This window comes from Amycolatopsis sp. FDAARGOS 1241, from assembly GCF_016889705.1.
In the GTDB taxonomy this organism is placed as follows: Bacteria; Actinomycetota; Actinomycetes; order Mycobacteriales; family Pseudonocardiaceae; genus Amycolatopsis.
Map to the genome: position 1 here is coordinate 1074960 of NZ_CP069526.1, position 21494 is coordinate 1096453.

20 protein-coding genes and 3 pseudogenes are annotated in these 21494 nt (G+C 70.4%); 14 read left to right on the top strand and 9 right to left on the bottom strand.

Annotated elements, in window-relative coordinates; genetic code table 11:
- Positions 1-21 precede the first annotated feature (21 nt).
- The 3 genes from I6J71_RS05125 (at position 22) to I6J71_RS05135 (ending at position 1958) form a co-directional block, all read left to right on the top strand.
- A complete protein-coding gene (locus I6J71_RS05125) occupies positions 22-309 on the top strand; it encodes a hypothetical protein (protein WP_239154441.1) in 288 nt (95 codons plus the stop codon).
- Positions 310-356: 47 nt separating this feature from the next.
- Positions 357-827 carry a MaoC family dehydratase gene (locus I6J71_RS05130; RefSeq protein WP_204093662.1) on the top strand — a complete coding sequence of 157 codons (471 nt, stop codon included), beginning with the start codon at positions 357-359 and terminating at the stop codon, positions 825-827.
- Positions 828-1064: 237 nt separating this feature from the next.
- Positions 1065-1958: an aldo/keto reductase gene (locus I6J71_RS05135; RefSeq protein ID WP_370542084.1), complete on the top strand. Its 894-nt coding sequence runs from the start codon at positions 1065-1067 to the stop codon at positions 1956-1958.
- Between the two features lie 28 nt (positions 1959-1986).
- On the opposite strand, the gene I6J71_RS05140 is transcribed toward I6J71_RS05135, so the two are convergent.
- Positions 1987-3363 (bottom strand): wax ester/triacylglycerol synthase family O-acyltransferase, encoded by a 1377-nt coding sequence (locus I6J71_RS05140; protein ID WP_204093663.1) that lies wholly within the window; start codon positions 3361-3363, stop codon positions 1987-1989.
- Positions 3364-3526: 163 nt separating this feature from the next.
- Between I6J71_RS05140 and I6J71_RS05145 the strand changes: the two genes are divergently transcribed.
- From I6J71_RS05145 to I6J71_RS05155, 5 genes and pseudogenes are all read left to right on the top strand, one after another.
- On the top strand, positions 3527-5158 hold the full coding sequence (locus tag I6J71_RS05145; RefSeq protein ID WP_204093664.1) for a thiamine pyrophosphate-binding protein: 1632 nt from the start codon (positions 3527-3529) through the stop codon (positions 5156-5158).
- A 33-nt stretch (positions 5159-5191) separates the two neighbouring features.
- Positions 5192-6475: a hydantoinase/oxoprolinase family protein gene (locus I6J71_RS05150; protein ID WP_255570765.1), complete on the top strand. Its 1284-nt coding sequence runs from the start codon at positions 5192-5194 to the stop codon at positions 6473-6475.
- Between the two features lie 89 nt (positions 6476-6564).
- Positions 6565-6636 (top strand): annotated as a pseudogene (locus I6J71_RS49655) (hypothetical protein); the annotation flags it as partial.
- Positions 6637-7130: 494 nt separating this feature from the next.
- Positions 7131-7268, top strand: coding sequence for a hypothetical protein (locus I6J71_RS47640; protein WP_239154442.1), 138 nt, complete (start codon positions 7131-7133; stop codon positions 7266-7268).
- Positions 7262-8236, top strand: a pseudogene (locus I6J71_RS05155) (hydantoinase B/oxoprolinase family protein); the annotation flags it as partial. The gene I6J71_RS47640 and the pseudogene I6J71_RS05155, both read left to right, overlap by 7 nt.
- A 2-nt stretch (positions 8237-8238) precedes the next feature.
- Here the strand turns inward: I6J71_RS05155 and I6J71_RS05160 are convergent.
- Positions 8239-8715 (bottom strand): annotated as a pseudogene (locus tag I6J71_RS05160) (glycoside hydrolase family 27 protein); the annotation flags it as partial.
- A 162-nt stretch (positions 8716-8877) separates the two neighbouring features.
- On the opposite strand from I6J71_RS05160, the gene I6J71_RS05165 reads away from it, so the two are divergent.
- Positions 8878-10056: a CaiB/BaiF CoA-transferase family protein gene (locus I6J71_RS05165; protein WP_204093665.1), complete on the top strand. Its 1179-nt coding sequence runs from the start codon at positions 8878-8880 to the stop codon at positions 10054-10056.
- A 26-nt stretch (positions 10057-10082) separates the two neighbouring features.
- Complete coding sequence (locus I6J71_RS05170; protein WP_239154443.1) at positions 10083-11339, top strand: aspartate aminotransferase family protein; 1257 nt, start codon at positions 10083-10085, stop codon at positions 11337-11339.
- A gap of 1163 nt (positions 11340-12502) precedes the next feature.
- Here the strand turns inward: I6J71_RS05170 and I6J71_RS05175 are convergent.
- The 6 genes from I6J71_RS05175 to I6J71_RS05200 all read right to left on the bottom strand — a co-directional run bounded on the left by I6J71_RS05175 (position 12503) and on the right by I6J71_RS05200 (position 16688).
- On the bottom strand, positions 12503-12925 hold the full coding sequence (locus I6J71_RS05175; protein WP_204093666.1) for a VOC family protein: 423 nt from the start codon (positions 12923-12925) through the stop codon (positions 12503-12505).
- Positions 12904-13101: a hypothetical protein gene (locus I6J71_RS05180; RefSeq protein WP_204093667.1), complete on the bottom strand. Its 198-nt coding sequence runs from the start codon at positions 13099-13101 to the stop codon at positions 12904-12906. The genes I6J71_RS05175 and I6J71_RS05180 overlap by 22 nt, the downstream gene beginning before the upstream one ends.
- A gap of 144 nt (positions 13102-13245) precedes the next feature.
- Positions 13246-13740, bottom strand: coding sequence for a GNAT family N-acetyltransferase (locus I6J71_RS05185; RefSeq protein ID WP_204093668.1), 495 nt, complete (start codon positions 13738-13740; stop codon positions 13246-13248).
- A gap of 16 nt (positions 13741-13756) precedes the next feature.
- Positions 13757-14452, bottom strand: coding sequence for an IclR family transcriptional regulator (locus tag I6J71_RS05190; protein WP_239154445.1), 696 nt, complete (start codon positions 14450-14452; stop codon positions 13757-13759).
- Positions 14453-14643: 191 nt separating this feature from the next.
- Positions 14644-16179, bottom strand: coding sequence for a PH domain-containing protein (locus I6J71_RS05195; protein ID WP_370542085.1), 1536 nt, complete (start codon positions 16177-16179; stop codon positions 14644-14646).
- Positions 16176-16688 carry a PH domain-containing protein gene (locus I6J71_RS05200; RefSeq protein ID WP_204093670.1) on the bottom strand — a complete coding sequence of 171 codons (513 nt, stop codon included), beginning with the start codon at positions 16686-16688 and terminating at the stop codon, positions 16176-16178. The genes I6J71_RS05195 and I6J71_RS05200 overlap by 4 nt, the downstream gene beginning before the upstream one ends.
- 178 nt (positions 16689-16866) lie before the next feature.
- Here I6J71_RS05200 and I6J71_RS05205 point away from each other — a divergent pair, with 178 nt between their 5' ends.
- Both I6J71_RS05205 and I6J71_RS05210 read left to right on the top strand, forming a co-directional pair.
- Positions 16867-17790 (top strand): proteasome assembly chaperone family protein, encoded by a 924-nt coding sequence (locus I6J71_RS05205; RefSeq protein ID WP_204093671.1) that lies wholly within the window; start codon positions 16867-16869, stop codon positions 17788-17790.
- A 203-nt stretch (positions 17791-17993) separates the two neighbouring features.
- Complete coding sequence (locus I6J71_RS05210; RefSeq protein ID WP_239154446.1) at positions 17994-18929, top strand: class I SAM-dependent methyltransferase; 936 nt, start codon at positions 17994-17996, stop codon at positions 18927-18929.
- 88 nt (positions 18930-19017) lie between these two features.
- Here the strand turns inward: I6J71_RS05210 and I6J71_RS05215 are convergent, their stop codons facing one another.
- Positions 19018-20007, bottom strand: coding sequence for an MCE family protein (locus I6J71_RS05215; protein ID WP_204093672.1), 990 nt, complete (start codon positions 20005-20007; stop codon positions 19018-19020).
- Positions 20008-20143: 136 nt separating this feature from the next.
- On the opposite strand from I6J71_RS05215, the gene I6J71_RS05220 reads away from it, so the two are divergent.
- Together I6J71_RS05220 and I6J71_RS05225 are read left to right on the top strand one after the other, a co-directional pair.
- A complete protein-coding gene (locus I6J71_RS05220; RefSeq protein ID WP_204093673.1) occupies positions 20144-21115 on the top strand; it encodes a magnesium transporter CorA family protein in 972 nt (323 codons plus the stop codon).
- An 85-nt stretch (positions 21116-21200) separates the two neighbouring features.
- Positions 21201-21398, top strand: coding sequence for a hypothetical protein (locus tag I6J71_RS05225; RefSeq protein ID WP_204093674.1), 198 nt, complete (start codon positions 21201-21203; stop codon positions 21396-21398).
- Positions 21399-21494: the final 96 nt, after the last annotated feature.

The following is a 21494-nucleotide window of genomic DNA, read 5'->3' on the forward strand; positions in this document are numbered from 1 at the left end:
GGGTGATTTCCGGTCGTGATCATGAAAAACTGTGTCAAGGTCTGGCCCGTGCACTCCACGGGCTGGCGCTACGAACAGGCGATCCCCACCGTTGACCTGACCGGTCAACCCACCAGCGTGGTCGTGGGCCTCATCGAACGCGACGACCGCGTCTCGGCCGCACTCCGCGTCGGCGACGGCCCGGCGGCACTGGTGCCGCTCGAGACCGGCGGGGAGCTGCTCAAGGCGCTGCGCCAGACGCTCGAAACCTGGTGGAAGCTCGACGGCCACCGCGACGTCGCGCCGGAGCCGCGGTCCCCGGGCCGCTGACGCTCGCTTCGCTGCCGCTCGAACGGTCGATGTGGCACGCTTCGCCCATGACCGAGTTCACGACGCCGATCGACGACCGCTGGTTCGAGGACTACCCGCAGGGCGCGGTGTACGAGTTCGGCGAAGCGGTGGTGACCGAAGAGGACATCATCGAGTTCGCACGCCGCTTCGACCCGCAGAGCTTCCACATCGACCCCGCCGCGGCACAGCACGGCCCCTTCGGCGGTCTCGTCGCCAGCGGCTGGCACACGGCGAGCGTCATGATGCGGATGTTCGTGGACCACTACCTGTCCACGGTGTCGAGCCTCGGCAGCCCCGGGATGGACGACCTGCGCTGGCCGCGCCCCGTGCGCCCCGGCGACAAGCTGCGCGTCCGCGCGACGATCGAGGAAGCCCGCCTCTCGAAGTCCAAGCCCGACCGCGGCCTGCTGCGCACGCACGTCGAACTCTTCAACGCCGACGATGAAGTGGTGATGAGCGCCCACGCGATCAACTTCATGGCCGTGCGCCCGAAGTGACCGGTTCGAACCGCTGAGCCGACGCGCGGTGGATGTCCACTGTGGACCCGATAGCCGCTCAACGGCACATCTTGGGCAACTCGGCTCCCCGCTGGCCGGAACGGCCGCCGCGGGCGTGGTGCGCGGCCGCCTGGCCGTGTGATCTCCTGAGCCCCGTGCGGACGACGATTCTGGGCAGAAGCGGCCTCGAAGTGTCGAGGATCGCCTTCCGGACCTGGCAGCTGGGTGGCCAGTGGGGTGCCCTTCGACGAGGACACGGCGATCGCGGCGATCCGGCACGCGCGTGAGCTCGGGGTGACGCTCTTCGACACCGCGCAGGCCTACGGCGGGGGTAGGGCGGAGGCGCTGCTGGGCCAGGCCCTGCGCAGCGAGCTGGACCACGACCGGGTCAGCGTCGTCATCGCGACGAAGGGCGGCACCATGCCGCGGTCGCAGCGGCCGCGGGATTTGCGGCGGGAGTGGTTGACCCAACGGGTGGACGACAGCCTGCGCCTGCTGGGCGTCGACCACCTCGATCTGTACCAGATCCACTGGCCCGACCCCGGCACGCCGGCCGCGGAGGTGGCGGGGGTGCTGCAGGAGTTCGTCGACGCGGGCGCGGTGCGCCACGTCGGCGTCTCGAACTGCAACGCGGCCCAGCTCGTGGCCTTCGACGAGACGCGGCCGGTGGAGACGCTGCAGCCGCCGTACCACCTGTTCCGCCGCGGGATCGAGACGGACCTCCTGCCGTACGCGCGCGAGCACGAGATCGGCGTACTCACCTACAGCCCGCTCGGCAGCGGTCTGCTCACCGGCACGCTCAAGCCCGATTCGGCGTTCGAGGAGTCCGACTGGCGGGCGAAGTCGTCGGCGTTCCAGGGCGAGAACCTGCGGCACAACCCGGAGATCGTCGAAAAGCTCGCGGCGTTCGCGCAGGAGCGGGGCTCTTCGGTGAGCCAGCTGGCGATCGCGTGGACGCTCGCGCAGCCGGGCGTCCACGTCGCCATCGTCGGCGCACGGCAGCCGCGGCACATCGCCGCCGGCACGGCGGCCGCCGACCTCGATCCGACGGACGGTGACCTCGCCGAGATCGAGCGCCTCACCGCCGACGCGATCCAGGTCGGTGGCGCGAGCCCGGAGGGCATCGCCTGACGCCGGGTGGCAAGCGCCGCCGGGGTCCTTACCCCTTCACCCCGGTGGCGCCTTCCAGCTCCGCCAGCGCCGTGTCCAAGTGGGTCAGGATCCGCTGCAGGTGCGGCACGCTGCGCCGGCAGCCCGTGATCCCGAAGTCCAGGTTGTCACCGTTGCTGGTCAGCGTGATGTTGAGCGCCTGGCCGTCGAGCAGCACCGATGCGGGGTAGATGCCGTCGAGCGCAGCACCGTTCCAGTACATCTGCTTGCGCGGGCCCGGGACGTTGGAGATGACCAGGTTGAACGGCGGCCGAGTGTTGTTCACCACGCCCGGGATCGGCGACACGCCCAGCTGGGCCACGTTGACACCCGAGAGCAGCAGCGTCTGCAGCGGCGTCAGCTCCGAGAACAGCTTCTTGCCGTTCGCCATGGACGTGTGGATGGCCGACAACCTCAGGGCCGGGTCGGTCAGGTCGGTGGCCAGGTTGCACAGCAGGGCGCCGATGTTGTTGCCCGTGGCCTCGCCGGCGTCGGCTTTGCGGCGCAGCGAGACGGGCACCATCGCGATCAGCGGTGCGTCCGGCAGTGCGCTCTGCTCGATGAGGTAGTCGCGCAGCGCACCGGAGCACATGGCGAGCACGACGTCGTTGCGGGAGACGCCGGCGGCGGTCGCGATGGCGCGCACGCGATCCAGCGGCCACGACTGCGCGGCGAACCGGCGCGCGCCGCCGATGGGCACGTTCAGCATGGTCTTCGGCGCCTGCATCGGCAGCGTCAGCGTGTGCTCGCGGAACGCCTCGCGCGCCACCTTCGCGGCGGCCGGCGCCATGCCCGTCAGCTGGTCGAACGTCTTGCCCGCCCGCTTGAACAGCGAGCCGGACGCGTGGCCGTTGCCGTTGCCGCTCCCGGCCTGCCGACTGCCCCACGGCGGCGGGCAGTCGAGGTCGTTCGGGTCGTCGGACAGGGTGCCCTGCAGGTGCCGCAGCGCGGAGACGCCGTCCATGAGCGAGTGGTGGATCTTCGAGTACATCGCGAACCGGCCGTCTTGCAGGCCCTCGATGAGGTGGATCTCCCACAGTGGGCGGTGGCGGTCGAGCAGCGTGCTGTGCCAGCGCGACGTGACTTCCAGCAGTTCGCGGATGCGGCCGGGCTGCGGCAGCGCGGAGTGCCGGAAGTGGTAATCGAGCTCGAGGTCGCCCTCGGTGCTCCAGGCCACGTGGCCCACCGTGTTCACGGGGCGGCTGGGCCGGCGGCGGAAGACGCTGCGCACGTTGTCCGTTTCGAGCATCGAGCGGCGCAGGTCGCTGAGGTAGTTGCCGGACGCGTCGACCGGTTTGCGGAACAGCTGCAGACCGCCGACGTGCATCGGGTGTTCGCGGGTTTCGACCATCAGGAACATCGAGTCGGTCACGGGCATCAACGGCATTCGGGCCACCCACCTTCCGCACGCCGGGAGCATCGGCGCACCCCGGAGCCCGAGTCTACGCACGATGTCGTGTTCCCTGCCTCCTACCACTTAAGCCCTGGTGACAAACGGTGTCCGGTGACGACCGTGCAACGCTTTCCGCCCTGTGGATACAGTGACAGCCGTGGCAGGACGGACTGGTGCTCAGCATCTGGGCGACGCGCTGAAGGCACGCGGGACCGAAGTCGTGTTCGGGCTCCCGGGTGTGCACAACCTGCCGCTGTGGGAGGCGTTGGCGGACACGGGGATCCGCATCGTCGGGGTCCGGCACGAACAGACGGCCGGGTATGCGGCCGACGGTTATGCCCGTGCCACGGGAAAACTCGGCGTCGCGCTCGTGACGACCGGGCCTGGCGCGGCGAACACGCTCGGCGCCGTGGGGGAGGCGATGGCTTCGGCCGCGCCCGTGCTGGTGGTCGCCACTGACATCCCGTCCACGTTGAAGCGTCCGGGCGTCGTGCGCGGGGTCCTGCACGAGACGTCCGACCAGCAGGCGATGTTCGCGCCCGTGACGAAAGCCGGGTTCACCGTGCACCGCGCCGATCAGATCGGCACCACCGTGCACCGCGCGGCGCGGCTCGCGCTGATGCCGCAGACCGGCCCGGTGTACCTCGGCATTCCCACCGACTACCTGCGGGAAACGACGCCGCCGCGCGAACCGCCCGCGCCGCCCGCCGAGCGCGTGCTCGACCTGCCGGACCTCGCGCGCGCCGCGGATGTCCTGTCCTCGGCGAAGCGGCCGTTGATCTGGGCCGGCGGTGGCGCGTTGCGCTCGGACGCGGGTGAGGCGATCGGCAAACTGGCCGAGCGGCTGGCCGCGCCGGTGATCACCACGTTCGCCGCGCGCGGGCTGCTGCCGGTCGATCACCCTTGCCTGGCCCCGAATCCGGTGCACACGCCGGAGGTCGGCGAGCTGTGGGACGAGGCCGACGTGGTGCTCGCGATCGGCACCGACTTCGACGGTCTGATGACGCAGAACTGGCTCATGCCGGCGCCGCCGAAGCTCGTCGCGATCAACGTGGACGCGTTCGACGCGGCGAAGAACTACAAACCGGACATCACGTTGGTCGGCGATGCTCGCCGCGTCGTCGAGTCGCTGCGCCCCGCGAGCCGGCCCGGGCTCGAGGACCTGACCGTGCGCCTGGCCTCGATCGGCCGCCGCGTGCGCCGGCGCATCCGCACCGAAGAACCGCAGGCAGCCGACTTTCTGTCCACTTTGGAGGAGGTGCTCCCGGAATCGTCGATGCTGGTCACGGACATGTGCGTGGCCGGTTACTGGGTCGGCGGCTTCCACCGCGTGCGCGCGCCGCGCAAGCTCGCGTACCCCATGGGCTGGGGCACGCTCGGCTACGGCTTCCCCGCATCGCTCGGCGCCGCCGCAACCGGTTCCGGGCGGGTCGTGTGCGTGACCGGCGACGGCGGTTTCCTCTACGCCGTGGGCGATCTCGCGACGCTCGCCGAGGAGCAGCTGCCGGTGACCGTCGTGGTCGTCGACGACGGCGGTTACGGCATGCTGCGCTTCGACCAGGACCAGGAGGGCCTGCCGCACCGCGGCGTCGACTGGGACAGCCCGGACTTCGTGGGCCTGGCGCGGTCGTTCGGGGTGCACGCCGACCGCGTGTCCGGGTTCGGCCGGGCGTTCCGGCGGCTGCTGAGCGAGTTCATCGAGTCCGACGAGCCCAACGTGCTGGTGGTGCGGGCGAAGCTCATGCCGCCGGTGAACACGTCGCCGCGGTGGCCGCGGAAGCCGCGCTGATGGCGAGGCTGTGCTGACGAACGGGCTGTGCTGATGACGGGGCTGCGGGTCGGGGTCGACATCGGCGGCACGTTCACGGACCTGTCCGTACTGGACGCGACCGGCGTCGTCGCGGTCGGGAAGGTCCGCACGACCCACCGCGAGCCGGCCCGCGCGGTCGCCGATGGGCTCGCGGAGGTGTTCTCGCGCGCCGGCCTGGACTTCGGCGACGTCGAGCAGCTCGTGCACGGCACCACGCTCGTCACCAACGCGCTCATCGAACGCAAGGGTGCCCGCACGGTCCTTTTGGCCACAGCGGGTTTCCGCGACGTGCTCGAAATGCGCCGCGAACACCGTTACGAGCTCTACGACCTGCACCTCGACCTGCACCTCGAGCTGCCCGAGCCGTTCGCGCCGCGGTACCTGCGTTTCGACGTGCCGGAGCGGATCCTGGCCGACGGCACCGTCCACACGCGACTCGACGAGGACTTCGTCGCGCGCCTGGGCCGCGAGCTCGACGCACGTGGCATCGACGCGGTCGCCGTGTGCTTCCTGCATTCCTTCACCAATCCCGGCCACGAGCGGCGCGCGGCCGAGGTGCTCGCGCGCGTGGCGCCACGGCTGCGGGTGGCGCTCTCCGCCGATGTCGTGCCCGAGATCCGCGAGTTCGAACGGACGTCGACGACGGTCGCGAACGTCTACGTGCAGGACCTCGCCGAGCGCTACCTCGCCGACCTGGCACGCCGGCTGCGTGACCTCGGCGTGCGGCCAGCGCCGCACATCATGCTGTCCCACGGCGGGATCGCGACGGTCGAGACCGCGGGCAAGTACCCGATCCGAATCCTCGAATCCGGCCCGGCGGGCGGTGCGCTCGCGGCCACGGCGTTCGGCACCGAGGCCGGCGAGCCCGATGTGCTGGCGTTCGACATGGGCGGCACCACGGCGAAGCTGTGCCTGGTCGCCGACGGCGCGCCGCTCGTGACGCATGAGTTCGAAGTCGGCCGCGAGTACCGGCTGCTGCCCGGGTCGGGCCTGCCGGTGAAGGTGCCGGTCACGGACCTGATCGAAATCGGCGTCGGCGGCGGCTCGATCGCACGGGTGAACTCGTTGGGGCTGCTCACCGTCGGGCCCGATTCGGCGGGGTCCGAGCCCGGCCCGGTGTGCTACGGCCGCGGCGGCGCGGAGCCGACCGTCACCGACGCCGACCTGCTGCTCGGTTACCTCGATCCCGCGTACTTCCTCGGCGGCGGCATGGCGCTGGACGTCCGAGCCGCGCGCGAAGCCGTGCGCACGAAGATCGCGGAACCGCTCGGCGTCAGCGTCGAGGAAGCGGCGTAGGGCATCCACACGAGCGTCAACGAGGACATGGCCAACGCGGCGGCGCGTGCACGCCGTCGAGCGGGGCAAGGACCCGGCGAAGCTTGCCGATGTACACGTTCGGCGGCGCGGGCCCGGTGCACGGCGCGGGTGTCGCGCGGGCGCTGGGTGCGCCGACCGTCGTGGCCCCGCCCGCGGCGGGGGTGCTCAGCGCTTTGGGTTTCCTGACGGCCCCGCTGGCGTTCGACTTCGTGCGCTCGGCGCGCGCGGCCGTGCTGGACCTGTCGTGGGCGGACGTCGACGCGCTGTTCGCCGAGATGGAGGCCGGGGGCGCAGCGCTGCTTCGGGAGTCCGGTGTGGACGGTGCGGATGTGACGCACACGCGGGTCGCCGAGATGCGCTACGCCGGGCAGGGTTACGAGATCCGCGTGCCGGTCCGGGCGAGGGCCGGTACGTGGCCGGACGCGCTGATCGCGGACTTCACCGACGGGTACCGCTCGCTGTGCCGCCGCAGCGGCCCGCCCGTGGCGGTGGAGGTGCTGAACTGGCGCGTGGTGTCGTCAGCGCCGGCCCCCGAGGTTTCGTTGCGGCTCAAGGAATCCGCGTCCGGTGATGCCCGCGGTGGCACGCGACTGGCGTACTTCCCGGACCTGGCGGATTTGTCGACACGGCGGTGGTGGACCGCTACCGGCTGCGGCCGGGTGACCACGTCGACGGCCCCGCGATCGTGCAGGAACGCGAGTCCACCGTGGTCGTCCCGCCCGGCGCACGCTGCGTGGTGCGCGCCGACGCGAGCCTGGAGGTGAGCTGGTGACCGACCCGATCCTCGTGGGCGTGCTCGGCAACCGGCTGCACTCGATCCTCGCCGAGCAGCAGAACGCGCTGGTCAACACCGCGTTCTCCGCGGTGGTGCGGGAATCGCTCGACCTCGCGTGCGCCGTGTTCGACTCGCGGGGCGAGATGATCGGCCAGTCGACCGGCGGCACGCCGGGCCACATCAACGCGATGGCCACCGGCATGCGGCACTTCGTCGCCGAATACCCGCCGGAGACGCTGGAGCCCGGCGATGTGCTGCTCACCAACGACCCGTGGCAGACGGCCGGGCAGATCAACGACATCACGGTCGCAACACCCGTGTTCGCGGGCGGCCGGCTCGTCGCGTGGTTCGCATCGTGCTGCCACGCGCCGGACATCGGCGGCCGCTTGGTCTCGGCGGACGCGACCGAGGTCTTTGAAGAGGGTTTGCAGCTGCCGATCATGAAGTTCCTCCGCGCCGGCGAGGTCAACACCGACCTCGAACGGCTAACCCGCGCCAACGTGCGCACGCCGGAGGAGACGATCGGCGACCTCTACGCGCAGATCGCCGGCAACGACGTGGGCGCGGCGAGCCTGGTACGGCTGCTGGCGGAATTCGGCCTGGACTCGCTCGACGACGTCGCCGCCGAGATCATGAACCGCTCCGAACGCGCCCTGCGCGACGCGATCACCGCGCTGCCCGACGGCGTCTACCGCAACGAGCTCGTCACCGACGGCTTCGACGACGAACCCGTGGTGCTGCGCGTCGCCGTCACGGTGGCGGGCGACGAGATCCACGTGGACTTCGCGGGGCCGCAGAGCCGGCGCGGGATCAACGTGGTGCTGAACTACACGCGGGCGTACGCGTCGTTCGCCGTGAAGGCCGCGGTTTCGCCGGAGGCACCGCACAACGCGGGTTCGTTCTGCCCGGTGCACGTGACGGCGCCGGAGGGTTCCGTGCTCAACTGCCTGCCGCCCGCGCCAGTCGAGTAGTCGACGCCCCAGTCGGCGAACGTCTGCGCGTCGACGTCCTCGTGGTCGAGCGCGCCGGGCATGGTCTTCGCGCAGGTCTGCGTGCCGGCGCTGGTGTAGATGCCGAGCTTGAGGCCCTTCGCGTGCACGTAGTCGGCCAGTGCCTTGATGCCGCTCGGGAAGCGCTCGTGGTTGGGCTCGAACTTCCCTTCGGCGTTGCGGTTCTGCTCGGCCCAGCAGTCGTCGATGTTCACATACTGGTAGCCGGCGTCCCTGAGTCCGCTCGCGACGATCGCGTCGGCGGTCTCGCGGATGAGCTCCTCGTTGATGTTGCAGCCGAACTTGTTCCAGCTGTTCCAGCCCATCGGCGGCAGCGCGCCGGCTTCCTGCTGCGCGGCGAACGGTGCGGGCGCGGGAGCAGCAGCGGCGGCTGGTGCGGTGAAGAGGGCGGTGGTCAGGAAGGCGGCGCCAGCCAGACCCACAAGACGACGCATAGGTTCCTCCAGGAGTGCGCAACCGAACTACTCAAAGCAGCACAGACTCACTCAAAAACCAACAGGAGTGAACGCTTCACGTCAATGGGCCGTTGGTAGGTAATCCGTTCCCCGGGAGGTAGAAAGGAGGGCACAGGTCCGCGACGACGCCAGGAGCCGCCCATGCCCGAGGTCCGCCCGCTCGACGGCATCAAGGTCGTCGACCTCTCCCGGATCCTGGCGGGGCCGTACTGCACGCAGTACCTCGGCGAGATGGGTGCCGACGTCGTGAAGGTCGAGCCCCCCGGACACGGCGACGACACGCGCCTGTGGGGCCCGCCGTTCGTCGGCGACGAAGCCGTGTACTTCCTCGCCGCCAACCGGAACAAGCGCGGGATCGTGCTCGACCTCAAGTCCGAGCGCGGCCGCGACGCCGTGCGCCGGCTCGTGGCCGACGCCGACGTGCTCGTCGAGAACTTCCGCCCCGGCACGCTGGAGAGGTGGGGGCTCTCGTACGCCGAGCTGTCGGAGCTCAACCCGCGGCTGATCCACGTGTCGATCACCGGCTTCGGCCAGACCGGGCCGTACCGCGATCGGCCGGGTTACGACCTCGTCGCGCAGGCGCTCGGCGGCGTGATGGGGCTGACGGGGGAGCCCGACGGCGCGCCGGCGAAAGTCGGCCTGCCCGTCGCCGACCTCAACGCGGGCACGTGGGCGATCATCGGCGTGCTGATGGCGCTGCAGGCCCGGCACCAGACCGGCCGCGGCCAGTACCTCGACGTCTCCCTGCTCGACGCTCAGCTCGCGTGGCACATCTACGCCGCCGGCGCGCACTTCTACGACAAGCCGCGGCCGCGCCGGATGGGGTCGGCGCACCCGAGCATCGTGCCGTACCAGGCCTACCACGTGTCCGACGGCTGGCTGATCATCGCGGTGGGCAGCGAGAAGCTGTGGCGCGTGTTGTGCCGCGTGCTGGGGCTCGACCTCGCGGAGGACCCGCGGTTCTCCACCAACGCGGCCCGCTCGGAGCACCGCGACGAGCTCAACGCGCTGCTCGGCGAGGTGCTGGTGACGCGCACCGTCGACGACTGGATGAAGGTCTTCGACGAGGCGAGCATCCCGGCCGCGCCGATCAACGACATCGACGACGTGTACGCCGACCCGTGGACGGCCGCGCGCGACCAGGTCGTGCGCCTGCCGCACCCGACGATCGGCACGTACCTCGGCACCGGTTTTCCGGTGAAGGCTTCAGGCACCCAGCCACGACCGACGTCGCCGCCGCCCGTGCTGGGCCAGCACACGGTGGAGGTGCTGGCCGAGCTGGGGTACTCGGAGACTGAGATCGAGGAGTTCCTGGCGTGAATCCCGTTGTGGCAGAAGGAGGACGCATGCACAACCCGCTGTGGCACCCGTTCGCGGACATGGGTGCCGTCGACGGCGACCGGTTCGTGATCACCCGGGGCAAGGGCTCGTACGTCTGGGACGACGGCGGCCGCCGCTACTTCGACGCCACGGCCTCGCTGTGGTACGCGAACTTCGGCCACGGGCGCCCGGAGATCACGCAGGCCGTGACGGCGCAGCTGGAGAAGCTGGACTCGTACAACCTGTTCGGCTACTACGCGAACGAGCCGGCGCTGGAGCTGGCGACGCGGCTCGCCGAACTAGCGCCGTTCGAGAACGGCAAGATCTTCCTCGGCTCCGGCGGCGGCGACGTCGTGGACACCGCGGTGAAGATCGCGCGGGCCCACTTCGTCCACACTGGACGGCCGGACAAGGTCCACGTGATCGGCCGCACGCAGGGCTACCACGGCACGCACGGGTTCGGCACCGCGGTCGGCGGGATTCCCGTGAACTCCGAGGGGTTCGGGCCGATGGCCTCGGGGTTTTCCCACGTGGCGTACGACAGCGTCGAGGCGCTGGAGGCGGAGATCCTGCGCGTCGGCGCCGACCGGGTCGCCGCGTTCTTCTGCGAGCCGGTGATCGGTGCCGGCGGCGTGCTGCTTCCGCCGGAGGGGTACCTCGAGGCCGCGGTGGAGGTCTGCCACCGGCACGGCGTGCTGTTCGTGGCGGACTGCGTCATCGCCGCCTTCGGGCGCCTCGGGACCTGGTTCGGCATCGACCGGTGGGCCGTGCGCCCGGACATGATCACGACCGCGAAGGGCATCACCGGCGGCACGATCCCGCTGGCCGCGCTGCTCGTCTCGCCGGAGGTCGCGGCACCGTTCTTCACCGGCTCGCCGGGAGCTCCGGTGCTCCGGCACGGGGCGACGTACTCCGGCCACCCGGTCGCTTGCGCGGCTTCGCTGGCGACGCTGGACATCTACGAGAAGGACGGCTTGATCCCGCGCGGCCGGGAACTGGAGAAGCCCTTGGCGGACGCGTTGTCCGGTGCAGTGGGACATCCGGCGGTCGCGGAGGTCCGGGCCGGGCTCGGGTTCCTCGCCGCGGTGGAGCTGTCGGCGGACGTGCTGGCCGCGGACCCGGGAGCGCCGGGGAAGCTCCAGCGGTTGATGCGGGACGAAGGGGTACTGGTGCGGCCGGTGGGGAAGGGGATTGCCGTTTCGCCGCCGTTGGTGGCTGGGGATGCGGAGTTGGATTTGTTGGGCGAGGCGGTGGGGAAGGCTTTGGGTCGGTTGGTCGGCTGAGGGGGTCGACACCCCGCACGCAGCCCGCGAGGCGAATCCCACACCACCTGTCGAGGGCGCCCCACGCAATCCCTTACACGAACCAACCACGCAACACTCGCGAGCCCTCGCAAACTCGCAGGGCTGTTGCGGGGGGCTTGACTCGCGGGCTACGTGGGGGATTTGCCTTGCTGTCGGCTTGAGGGGGATCTGCCTCGCCCGCCGCGTGCAGGGTCTTGCCTCGCCGGCGGCGTGCTGGGTGTTGCCGCGCAGGGCGTGTTGCGTGTTGTTGCCTCGCGGGGCGTCTGGCGTGGGTCACCCCGATCCTTGATTGTCACCGCGTGGAAGGCGGGGATCGAGGTGGCTGGGTGGGGTGTGGGTGCTCCACGTACAGGTCGGTGCGTTGGTGAGCTGGGTGGGCGGCACGGGGAGCCTTGCTGCGCGGAGCGCAGCGTTGGCTCCCTGGTGGAGCTTCGGGTGATGGTGTTGCAGAGGTAGGGCTCGCTGGCGGCGCATTCGCAAGGCTGTCGGTGCGAGCCGGGTTCGCGGTGTTACCGGCCTCAGAGCCGAGGCAGTGCCGGCGAAGCGCTTCGGCTCGCCTCGTTACGAGCCCTGGCCCCCGCACAAGGCAGTGCTTGCACTGCCCGTTACGAACCCCGACCAACAATCGACGCGCCGCAACTCGCCAGGGGCTACCCAGTCCCCGCCCTGCACCTCGATCCCCGCCTTCCACCGTAGTGACACTGAAGGATCGGGGTGGCCCCCACGCAACACGCCCTGCGTGGACCGTAATCCCCTTCTACGGCCCGCAACACGCCTCGCGAGGACCCAAAACGGCTGGCAAGGACACCCCGCGAGGCCCCAAAACGCGAGGCCCAAACGGCTGGCAAGGTCACCCCACCAGGCCCAAAACGGCTGTGAAGGTCACCCCACCAGGCCCCATTACGGCTGGCAAGGACACCCCACCAGGCCCCATACGGCCGGCATGGGACGCCCCGCGAGGCCCGAAATCAGCCGGCAAGGCCACCCCGCGAGGGCCCAACAATCAGCTGGCCACCCCACGAACCCCACCATCAGCCCGCAAGCACACCCCGCCAGGACCCAAAAAATCAGCCCCGCAACAGACTCCACCAACACCGCAAAAATCCGTCACCACAACCCGCACCACAAAAGCCCTGAACCCATCACCCGATACAAAACTCATTCCCCTCCGGATCCGCGGCCGTCACCCACCGGTTCGGCCCCTGGCTGCCCCGGTGCAGGAACGTCGCACCTCGTGCGAGGGCCTTCTCCACCTCGGCGTCCATCTGGTCCGCCCCGACGCGGACGTCGAAGTGGAGGCGGTTTTTCACGGTCTTGCCCTCCGGCACGAGTTGGAACAGCACTCTCCGCGAGGTCTCCGGATGGGAGATCGCCGCGCCCTCGCGCCACACGAGAGCGCCGTTGTGCTTCGTCGTGTCGGACTCCTTCGCGTACCCCTTGGCGATCATCTCGCGGATGAAGGCCTCGTCGCTGGGTTCGACGGTCCAGCCGAGCGTCTCGGCCCACCAGTCGGCCTGGGCGTGGGGGTTCATGGAGTCCACGGTTACTTGGAAGTCATACGCCATACCGGCACGTTAACCACCGACCCCGACATTTTCGGCAACTCGGGCTCGCCGGGGACGTCGGTGAAGTCCCACTTGTCGACGCCGCCGCCCATGATCTCGGCGTAGCGGCGGGCGCCGTCGGCGTTGGCGAACCGGACCTGCTGGCCGTTGGTGTGGTGGGTGATCTTGACTGCCACGCTGCCTCCAGAAGAGTCGGTGCCGGCCCTCGGAGCTTCCCCCTCCGGGGCCGGCTCGCACAGTAGAACACGTGTTCGAATCGACTCGCAAATCGGGTCCCCCGCATGAGCGACGCAAGTCCCTCGGGTGGGTAACCGTGCAGCTCAGCGGATCATGGCGACGCGCGGCCAGCGGTCCAGGCCGCGCGCGGCCTCGTGCTCCCGGATCGCCCGCAGCTCGGGGCCCCAGGCCGCCGCCGGCAGCACCCGGAAGCCGAGCCGTGCGTAGTACGGGGCGTTCCACGGCACGTCGCGGAACGTCGTGAGCGTCAGTGCCGGCAGGCCCCGCGAAGCAGCCCACGCGGCCGCCGCGTCGATCAGCCGGCGGCCGAGCCCGCGGCGTGCGTGCGACGGCCGCACCGAGACCTGTTCCACGTGCCCGTTGCCGTCGACGACGTCCGCGACCAGGTACGCCACCGGCGTGCCGGCAGGCGCGGCGACCCAGCACCGGCCGTCTGCCTGGTACGGCCGCAGCTCCGCCACCGAAAACGGCTCGTCGTCCGCGATCTCCGCCATGCCGACCTCGCGGAACGGCGTTCCGGCGGCGCGTTCGAGTTCACGCAGAGCGGCCAGCTCCCGGGCGTGGGCGAGTCGGATCACCCGCCATTCCTACCGGCTACAGCGAATAGGACGTAACTGCTTTTCGGATCCGTTCGGCATACAGCTGCAACGCGTCGATCGCCTCGCGCCGCGCGTCTTCGCTGATGCGCGCCGCCGGGCCGACGAGCGAGAGCACCGCCGGGCGCGGCCGCCCCGTCTCGAGCGGCACGGAGCACGCCCACACGCCGTCCTCGATGTCGCCCCAGCTCTGCGCGTAGTGGTTCGCGAGCGCGTGCTTCAGCTCCTCGCGCACCTCGACGCCGTGCTCGCGCGCGACGTCCACGACGAGCTGCTCGCGCTCCCCGTCGGGCAGCAGCGCGAGCAGCATCTTGCCGGTCGCGCCCGCACCGAGCGGGATCGAGTGGCCGGGCTGGAACGTGAACCGCATGGCGCGGTCGCACTCGACTCGATCAGTGCAGACCGCCAGGTCACCGAAGTGCTGGAACAGCAGGATCGTCTCGCCGAGCTCGCGCGCGGCCTCCTCCATGGTCGGGCGGGCGATGCGCGCGAGGTCGTTGGCCAGCCGCGCGGCCCGCGCCAGCGGCATCACCTGGCTCGTCACGTGGTAGCGCCCCGACCTGGCCTCCTCGAGCAGCTGCAGCTCCTTGAGCAGCTGCACGTAGCGGTAGGTGGTGGCGACCGGGCTGCCGATCACCTCGGCCAGCTCGGCGACGCTCGCCTCCCAGCGGTGCTCGGAAAACGCGAGCAGCACTTGGAGAACCTTGCGCGAACTGCTCGTGCCGGCTGTTCGGCGCGGCGCGGCGGCTGATTCCCCGGAGGGCGTGGAGCGCGGCATTCGAAACCCTCTTCGTGTCTGCGGCGGCTCAGAACACGACAGGTGAGTAAATTACCACAGCGCAGCAACAATCGCGGGAGTCGAACTCCGGGAAAGGATCACCGTGGTTATTCGGCGGCGCGGCGGACGAGGAACGGTGTGAGCAGTCCCGGCGCCGTCGCGTCGGCGAGTGCCAAGCCGGCGTTCTCGCCGACGTCCACCACGTGGTAGCGCCCACGCCCCGCCGCGATCGGCGCGACTACAGTCACGAGCCCCGCGCGCCGCTGGAACCACGAACGCACCACGACGATCCCGGTGAGCGCGTCGCGGCGCACGGCCACCGTCGTGCGCGCCAGCGACCCCGAGCGCGTCACGAGGTAGCGGCCGGTCAGCGCGTGGCCCAGCGTGCGGTAGCGGTCCCAGCCGACGAGCGCCGCGAACGGCACGAGGGCCAGCGCCACCTGCCACGGCCAATTCGGCAGCACACCCGTGTGCGCCGGCAGGAACAGCGCCGCCGCCGGGACGAGCGCGCTCGTCAACGCCCGCGTGATCCGCCGGTTGAGGGCCTGGCGCGGGTGCCGCACGAGCGGCACGTCCGCCACGTGCTCACCCAGCGCGTCGTCCACGACTTCGCGCACGCGCCCGACCGGTGCGGGCGGCAGCAACAGCCCGCCGCCCTTGTCCGCACCTTTGCCCTCGCGCAGCCCGGCGGCCACGGCCACCCCCTTCGCGCCACCGACCAGCCGCAACGGCAACGGCTCCTTGACCTCAGCGCCGCGCAGCCGGTCCTCCTCGATCGACACCGACCGGGTCGTGACGAGGCCACGGCGGATGTGCAGCGTGCCGCCGGGTTCGCGGGTGAGCCGGAAGTTCCAGAACGACAGCACGTAGCCGCCCACCGACAGCACCGCGACCAGCACGAGCAGGCCGATCGCAGCGGTGAGCACGGTGAGCCACACCGGTTCCTCGGTGACGCGCTGCGCGAGGTCGCGCAGCGGGCCGTAGCGCACCGGGTCGAGGTTCAGCTCGTGCGCGAAGTGGTAGACGGTGCCGAGAATGGCACCGACGACCGCGAGGCCGGACAGCGTGAACGGCGCGTACCGGAGCCACCGCTTGTCCACCTCCGCCAAGAGCTGCTCCGGCGGGGCGGTGGCGTCGACGGACTCGGCGACGGCTTTCCGGTGCAGCAGCAGTGTCCGCAGCCGCTGCGCCTCGTCACGCGTGACGGCGTCGAGCACGAGCTCGTCCTTGCCCGGGCCTTGGCCGTGCGAGTGCCGTCCGGTCCCGATCCGCACCGCGGCCAGCGAGAACAGCCGGTGCTTCGGCTCCGACACCACGTCGACGGTGCGGATCCGGTCGCGCGGCACGGCGCGGTGCTTGCGCAGCAACAGCCCGGTGCGCCACTCGACCTGCGTCCGGGTGATGCGGTAGCGCGACGTCAGGCAGTGCGAGACGCCGGTGGCGATCGTCAGCGCGGTGATCGCGAGCCCGATCCACTGCCAGCTGTTGCCCGACCCCAGCACGAGCGCGCCGACGAGCACGGGCAGCGACCGCACGAGGTCGAGCACCGGCCGGATGAGCAGCATCCGCAGGTCGAGCCGGTGCCAGGGCGCCTCAGCCGTGCCTTCGGCGGCCACGAGCGGGGCCGGCGCGGCCGTGCTCACGTCGCGTCACCCCGGATGGCCTGCGTGGTCCGGGTGAGCTCGTCGGCCAGCATCACGGCCCGGTCGTGGTCGAGCCCGGAGATCCTCAGCGGGCCGGCCGCCGACGCCGTGGTCACCGTGATCCGGGCCAGGCCGAACAGCTGCTCGAGCGGGCCGCGTTCGATGTCCACGGTCTGGATCCGCGAGATCGGCGCGATCCGCCACTCCTGCTTCAGCCAGCCCGACTGCGTGTACACCGCTTCACCGGTGACCTCCCACCGGTGTACGCGGTAGCGCCACTGCGGCATCACGAGCAGGTGCAGCGGGCCGAGCACGCAACAGATCACCAGCGTCACCGTGAGCCACGACGGCGGGCCGTCGCTGGTGGCCACCACCACGGCCTGCACGCAGATCACCACCAGCCAGCCGAGCGCGGCTGAGGCGGTCCAGTGGCCGATCGCCTTGCGGCTCACCCGGTGCTCGGGTGGCCGAAGGCTGAGGCTCAGCGTGGCGGCATCTTCTGAGGTCACCTGCTCAGCGTGCCTGAACGGCGGCGATCGCGGCCACGACAAGTGTCACGATGCCCCGATCCGGGGCCCGGGCGAGTGCGGGGCGTTACTATTTCGGCCGCGCACGGGATGGAATCGCGGTCGGCCCGCGTTGGACATGGGAACGTCCGTGCAACAACGCGAGCAGCAGGAGGATCCGGTGGGATTCGATCCCGAGGAACTGTACGAGGTGGACTCGGACGTCCCCGACCTGCACGGAGCCGTGCTCCTGCACTTCTTCGAGGGCTTCATGGACGCGGGGTCCACCGGCAGGCTCGTCGCCGACCACCTGACCAGCGACGTCGAGAACCGGGTGATCGCGCGGTTCGACGTCGACCGCCTCATCGACTACCGCTCCCGGCGCCCGCCGATGACCTACGCCGTGGACCACTGGGAGGACTACGAGGCCCCCGAGCTGGCCGTGCGCCTGCTCCACGACACCGACGGCACGCCGTTCCTGCTGCTGACCGGGCCCGAACCCGACCACGAGTGGGAGCGCTTCGTGGCCGCCGTGACGCAGCTGGTGGAGCGCTGGGGCGTGCGGCTCACCGTCGGCTTCCACGGCATCCCGATGGGTGCGCCGCACACGCGCCCGCTGGGCGTGACGGCCCACGCGACGCGGGAAGACCTCGTCGCCGGTGGTCACCAGCCGTTGCCCAACCGCATGCAGGTGCCGGGCAGCGTGGCCGCGCTGCTGGAGTACCGCCTCGGCGAACAGGGCCACGACGCGATCGGCTTCGCCGCCCACGTGCCCCACTACCTCGCACAGTCGTCCTACCCGGCCGCGGCGCTGCACGTGCTCGAATGCGTCGGTCGCGCCACCGGGCTGCACCTGCCGGACGGCGAGCTGCGGGTGGCAGCCCAGGTCGCCGACGCGGAGATCGACCGCCAGGTGTCCGAGTCCGACGAGGTCGCCGACGTCGTGCGCGCCCTGGAACGCCAGTACGACACGTTCGTCGAGGCCTCCGGCCGCGACAGCCTCCTGGCCGAGTCGCAGGAGCACATGCCGACGGCCGAGGAGCTCGGCTCACAGTTCGAGCGGTTCCTCGCCGAACAGGGCGGCGGGGACCTGCCGGAGCGCTGACGCGCGCTACCTGCGGTCGCGTCTGCGGCCACCGCGATACGCGATGGCCGCCGATCGGACCGTCTGCCAGGCCCACCACATCCGTGCCGTCATGGTCGCCACTGTCCCATGATCGGGCCCGGACGTTTCCGGTAACCTGCGCCTGGGCGTGCGGCGGGTGACGATCGGGCCACGCGCAGCCGCCGGTTGTACACAATGGACGCTTGCCGTTACCCGCCGGTAAACCGGCCGGTGGGAATTCGTGTCCGGTTGTTGTATATCGTCCCGGAATGACACAGCGGTTCACGGCAAGGACGTTGGGTGGCGCCCTCCGGCGAAAGGCCGGCTCGGTGCTGCACCGCGTGGCCACTCGCATGCACGATCCGTATACCGATCAGCTGAACCAGATCCGCGACGAGCTGCGGGAAGAAATCGTCCGCCAGGGCGACCGGCTGATGGATCGGGTGGTCGAATTCGAAATCCGGAGCCGGCGCGACATCGTCTACGCCGGTGATCAGGACGCGGCGCTCGAGAGCAATGTCTTCGCACGCGAGAACCTGGTGGGCGCTCGCCACTTCGGCAGTCCGCCCGAAACGCTGAAATACGCGCTGTCCCTCGCGCCCACCGGCGGCATGGCGCTCGAGTTCGGCGTCGCGTCGGGCAATACGCTGCGCACCATTTCCGCCGCCCGCGGCGGTGTCGAGGTCTACGGCTTCGACTCGTTCGAAGGTCTGCCCGAGGCGTGGCTCAACGGCATGCCCGCCGGCGCCTTCGCCCGCCAGGACCTCCCGGACGTCCCCGGTGCCGAACTCGTGGTCGGTCTCTTCAGCGACAGCCTCCCGGGCTTCCTCGAGAAGCATCCGGGCCACGTCGACTTCCTCCACGTCGACGGCGACCTGTACAGCTCCGCGAAAACCGTGCTGGACCACGTCGGCCCGCGGCTGCGCGCCGGCAGCATCGTGCACTTCGACGAGTTCTTCAACTTCCCCGGCTGGAAGCGCCACGAGTACCGCGCGTGGATGGAGCACATCGAAAAGACGGGTGTCGAGTTCACGTACGAGGCCTATACGTACAACGACAACCAGGTGACAGTTCGCATCACGGGCGGGCCGGGGTTGTCGGCTCCCGCATCGGGCGAAGTGTCGGCCGAGCGCGCCTGACGCTTTTCCCGGTTGCACGCCGGATTCGCGCCCTTCGCAGCGGATCTGGCGTTTCCGGTTCAGCGGGGATTTTCGAACCGGAAGGCTCTCAACGCTGAAAACATCCCGCTTCGTTGACCGGCCCCTCTGACGGCAGCACCAGGCCGCACAGGTAGCCGTCGATCCAGCGGCCGTTGCCGGCGATGTCGGTACCGAGCCGCAGCAGCGGCGCGAGCGCGTTCACTCCGCGCGCGAGCGAATCCTGGTTGCGCTGCAACAGGGACGTGAGCTGGTCGACGGAGGCCAGCGTCGGCGCCAGGGCGCGGTTGTTGTCCGCGATGAGGCCGGACAGCTCGGTGGCCAGCCGGCGCGAGCCGTCGAGGAGGGTGGAGATCGCGGACTCGCGGCGGGCGACCTCGTCGAGCAGGCGGTTGCCGTCGGTGAGCAGGCGCCGGGCTTCGGTGTCGCGGTCGGCCAAGGTCGCGGACACCACGCGCGTGTCGGCCGGCAGTGCGGTCAGCTGGGCGTCGCGCGAGGCGAGCGTGTCCGACAGCCGGGACAAGCCGCTGAGCGCCGAGCGCACGTCGGCCGGGGTGTGGGCGAAGGTGGCAGCCAGCGTGTCGAAACCGTGCGCGAGCTGCGCGGTGTCGATGTGGTCCACGGTCGCGGACAGGTCCCGGAACGCGGCGAGCACGTCGTAGGGCGCCGTCGTGCGCGAGCTCGGGATCGGCACGTCCGGGTCGAGCGAACCCGAGCCCGTCGGGTCGAGCGCGAGGTACTTCTGGCCCAGCACGGTCTTCAGCTTGATCGCCGCGCTCGTGGTGTCGCCGAGCCAGGCGTCCTTGACCTTGAAAGAAACCCGCACCCGAGCGCCGTCGAGGCGCACGGCCGACACGCGCCCGACCTCCACTCCGGCGATGCGCACGTCGTTTCCGGTCTGCAGCCCGGCGGCTTCGGTGAACTCCGCCGCGTACGTGGTGCCGTCGCCGATCAGCGGCAGGCTGCGGGCGTTCACGGCCGTCAGCACGCCCAGCGCCAGGACGGTGAGCCCGATCAGCGCGGTGCGGGCCGGGTGCCGAGGACCTCGGGCTGTTTGCATCGCGTAAACAGTGCCTCAGCCCAGTTCGTGACGCCAGTCACACAACTCGATCGGCGGAAGGGCGGCACGATTCGCGACCGGGCACCGGCGGGTACTTTCTGCGAAACGAGAAAACCCGGCGGAAGGTGGCACGGGCGTGGCGCATACGCGGGTCTACCGCAACGGCGTGCTGGTCGAGCGCGACTTCCCGGTCGAGCAGGTGTCCGACTACCTCGAGGACCCGGCCACCACCGTCTGGCTCGACTTCTGCGAGCCCACCGAGGGCGACCTCGCCGCGATCGGTGAAGAACTCGGGCTGCACGCGCTGGCCGTCGAAGACGCCGCCGAGGAGCACCAGCGGCCCAAGTTCGACCGCTACGACACGCACTCGTTCCTCATCGCGTACTCGGCGCAGTTCGACGCGGAAACGGGCGTCGTCACGAAGTCCGAGCTCGCCGTGTTCATCACGAAGCAGGCGCTGGTGACCGTGCGCAAGGACAACCGGTTCGACATGGACGCGGTGGTCCGGCGCTGGGACGCCCAGGCCGACCTCGCGAAGTCCGGGGTGCCGTTCCTGCTCCACGGCTTGCTCGACCACATCGTCGACGGGCACTTCGAAAGCGTGCAGTCGCTCGACGAGGAGATCGAGGCGCTGGAGGACCTGGTGTTCGCCGACCGGCCCGACCAGCGTGAGCTGCAACGGCGTTCCTTCCGGCTGCGCAAGAGCCTCACGGCGCTGCGTCGCGTGGTGCTGCCGATGCGCGAGGTCGTGAACACGGTGATGCGCCGAGACCAGAACCTGGTCGACGACGTGATGACACCGTATTTTCACGACGTCTACGACCATGTGCTGCGCGCTTCGGAGTGGACGGAGTCGTTGCGGGACCTGGTGGCGACCGTGCGTGAAACACAGCTCAACCTGCAGGGCAACCGGCTCAACACGATCATGAAGAAGGTGACCAGCTGGGCCGCGATCATCGCCGTGCCCACGGCGGTCACCGGGTTCTACGGGCAGAACGTGCCTTACCCGGGATTCCAGGCGACGTCGGGGTTCTGGGTGTCCACAGTGGCCATCATGCTGCTGTCGGTCGGCCTTTACGCCACGTTCAAACGCCGTGATTGGCTGTGACCGCCAAGACGTTTTCCCCTCGCGCAGGCGGGTACGCTTGCAGGACAAGGATTCCAAGCGTGAGCACGGACGGGGAGGGACAGGCGTGCGCGACTTCAGCACCGGGCTGCACCCCGCAGCCGACCTCGTGACCGACGAAGACACCGAACACCAGGAGCACGTGCGCCGCCGCGCCGCGCTGGCCGTGGCGTCCAACGCGCGCGATGCGGACGACTGCGCGCTGCTGCTCGACATGCTGGGGCTGCACGCCCCGCGCAAGAACAAGCGCGGCGAAGTCGCCTGAGCGATCAGCGGGCCGGCTGGCCCGCCGCGGCCTCCTGCTCCTGGCACCGCGTGCAGACGAGCTTGCGCCCGATGCACTGTCCTTCCGTCGTCACCA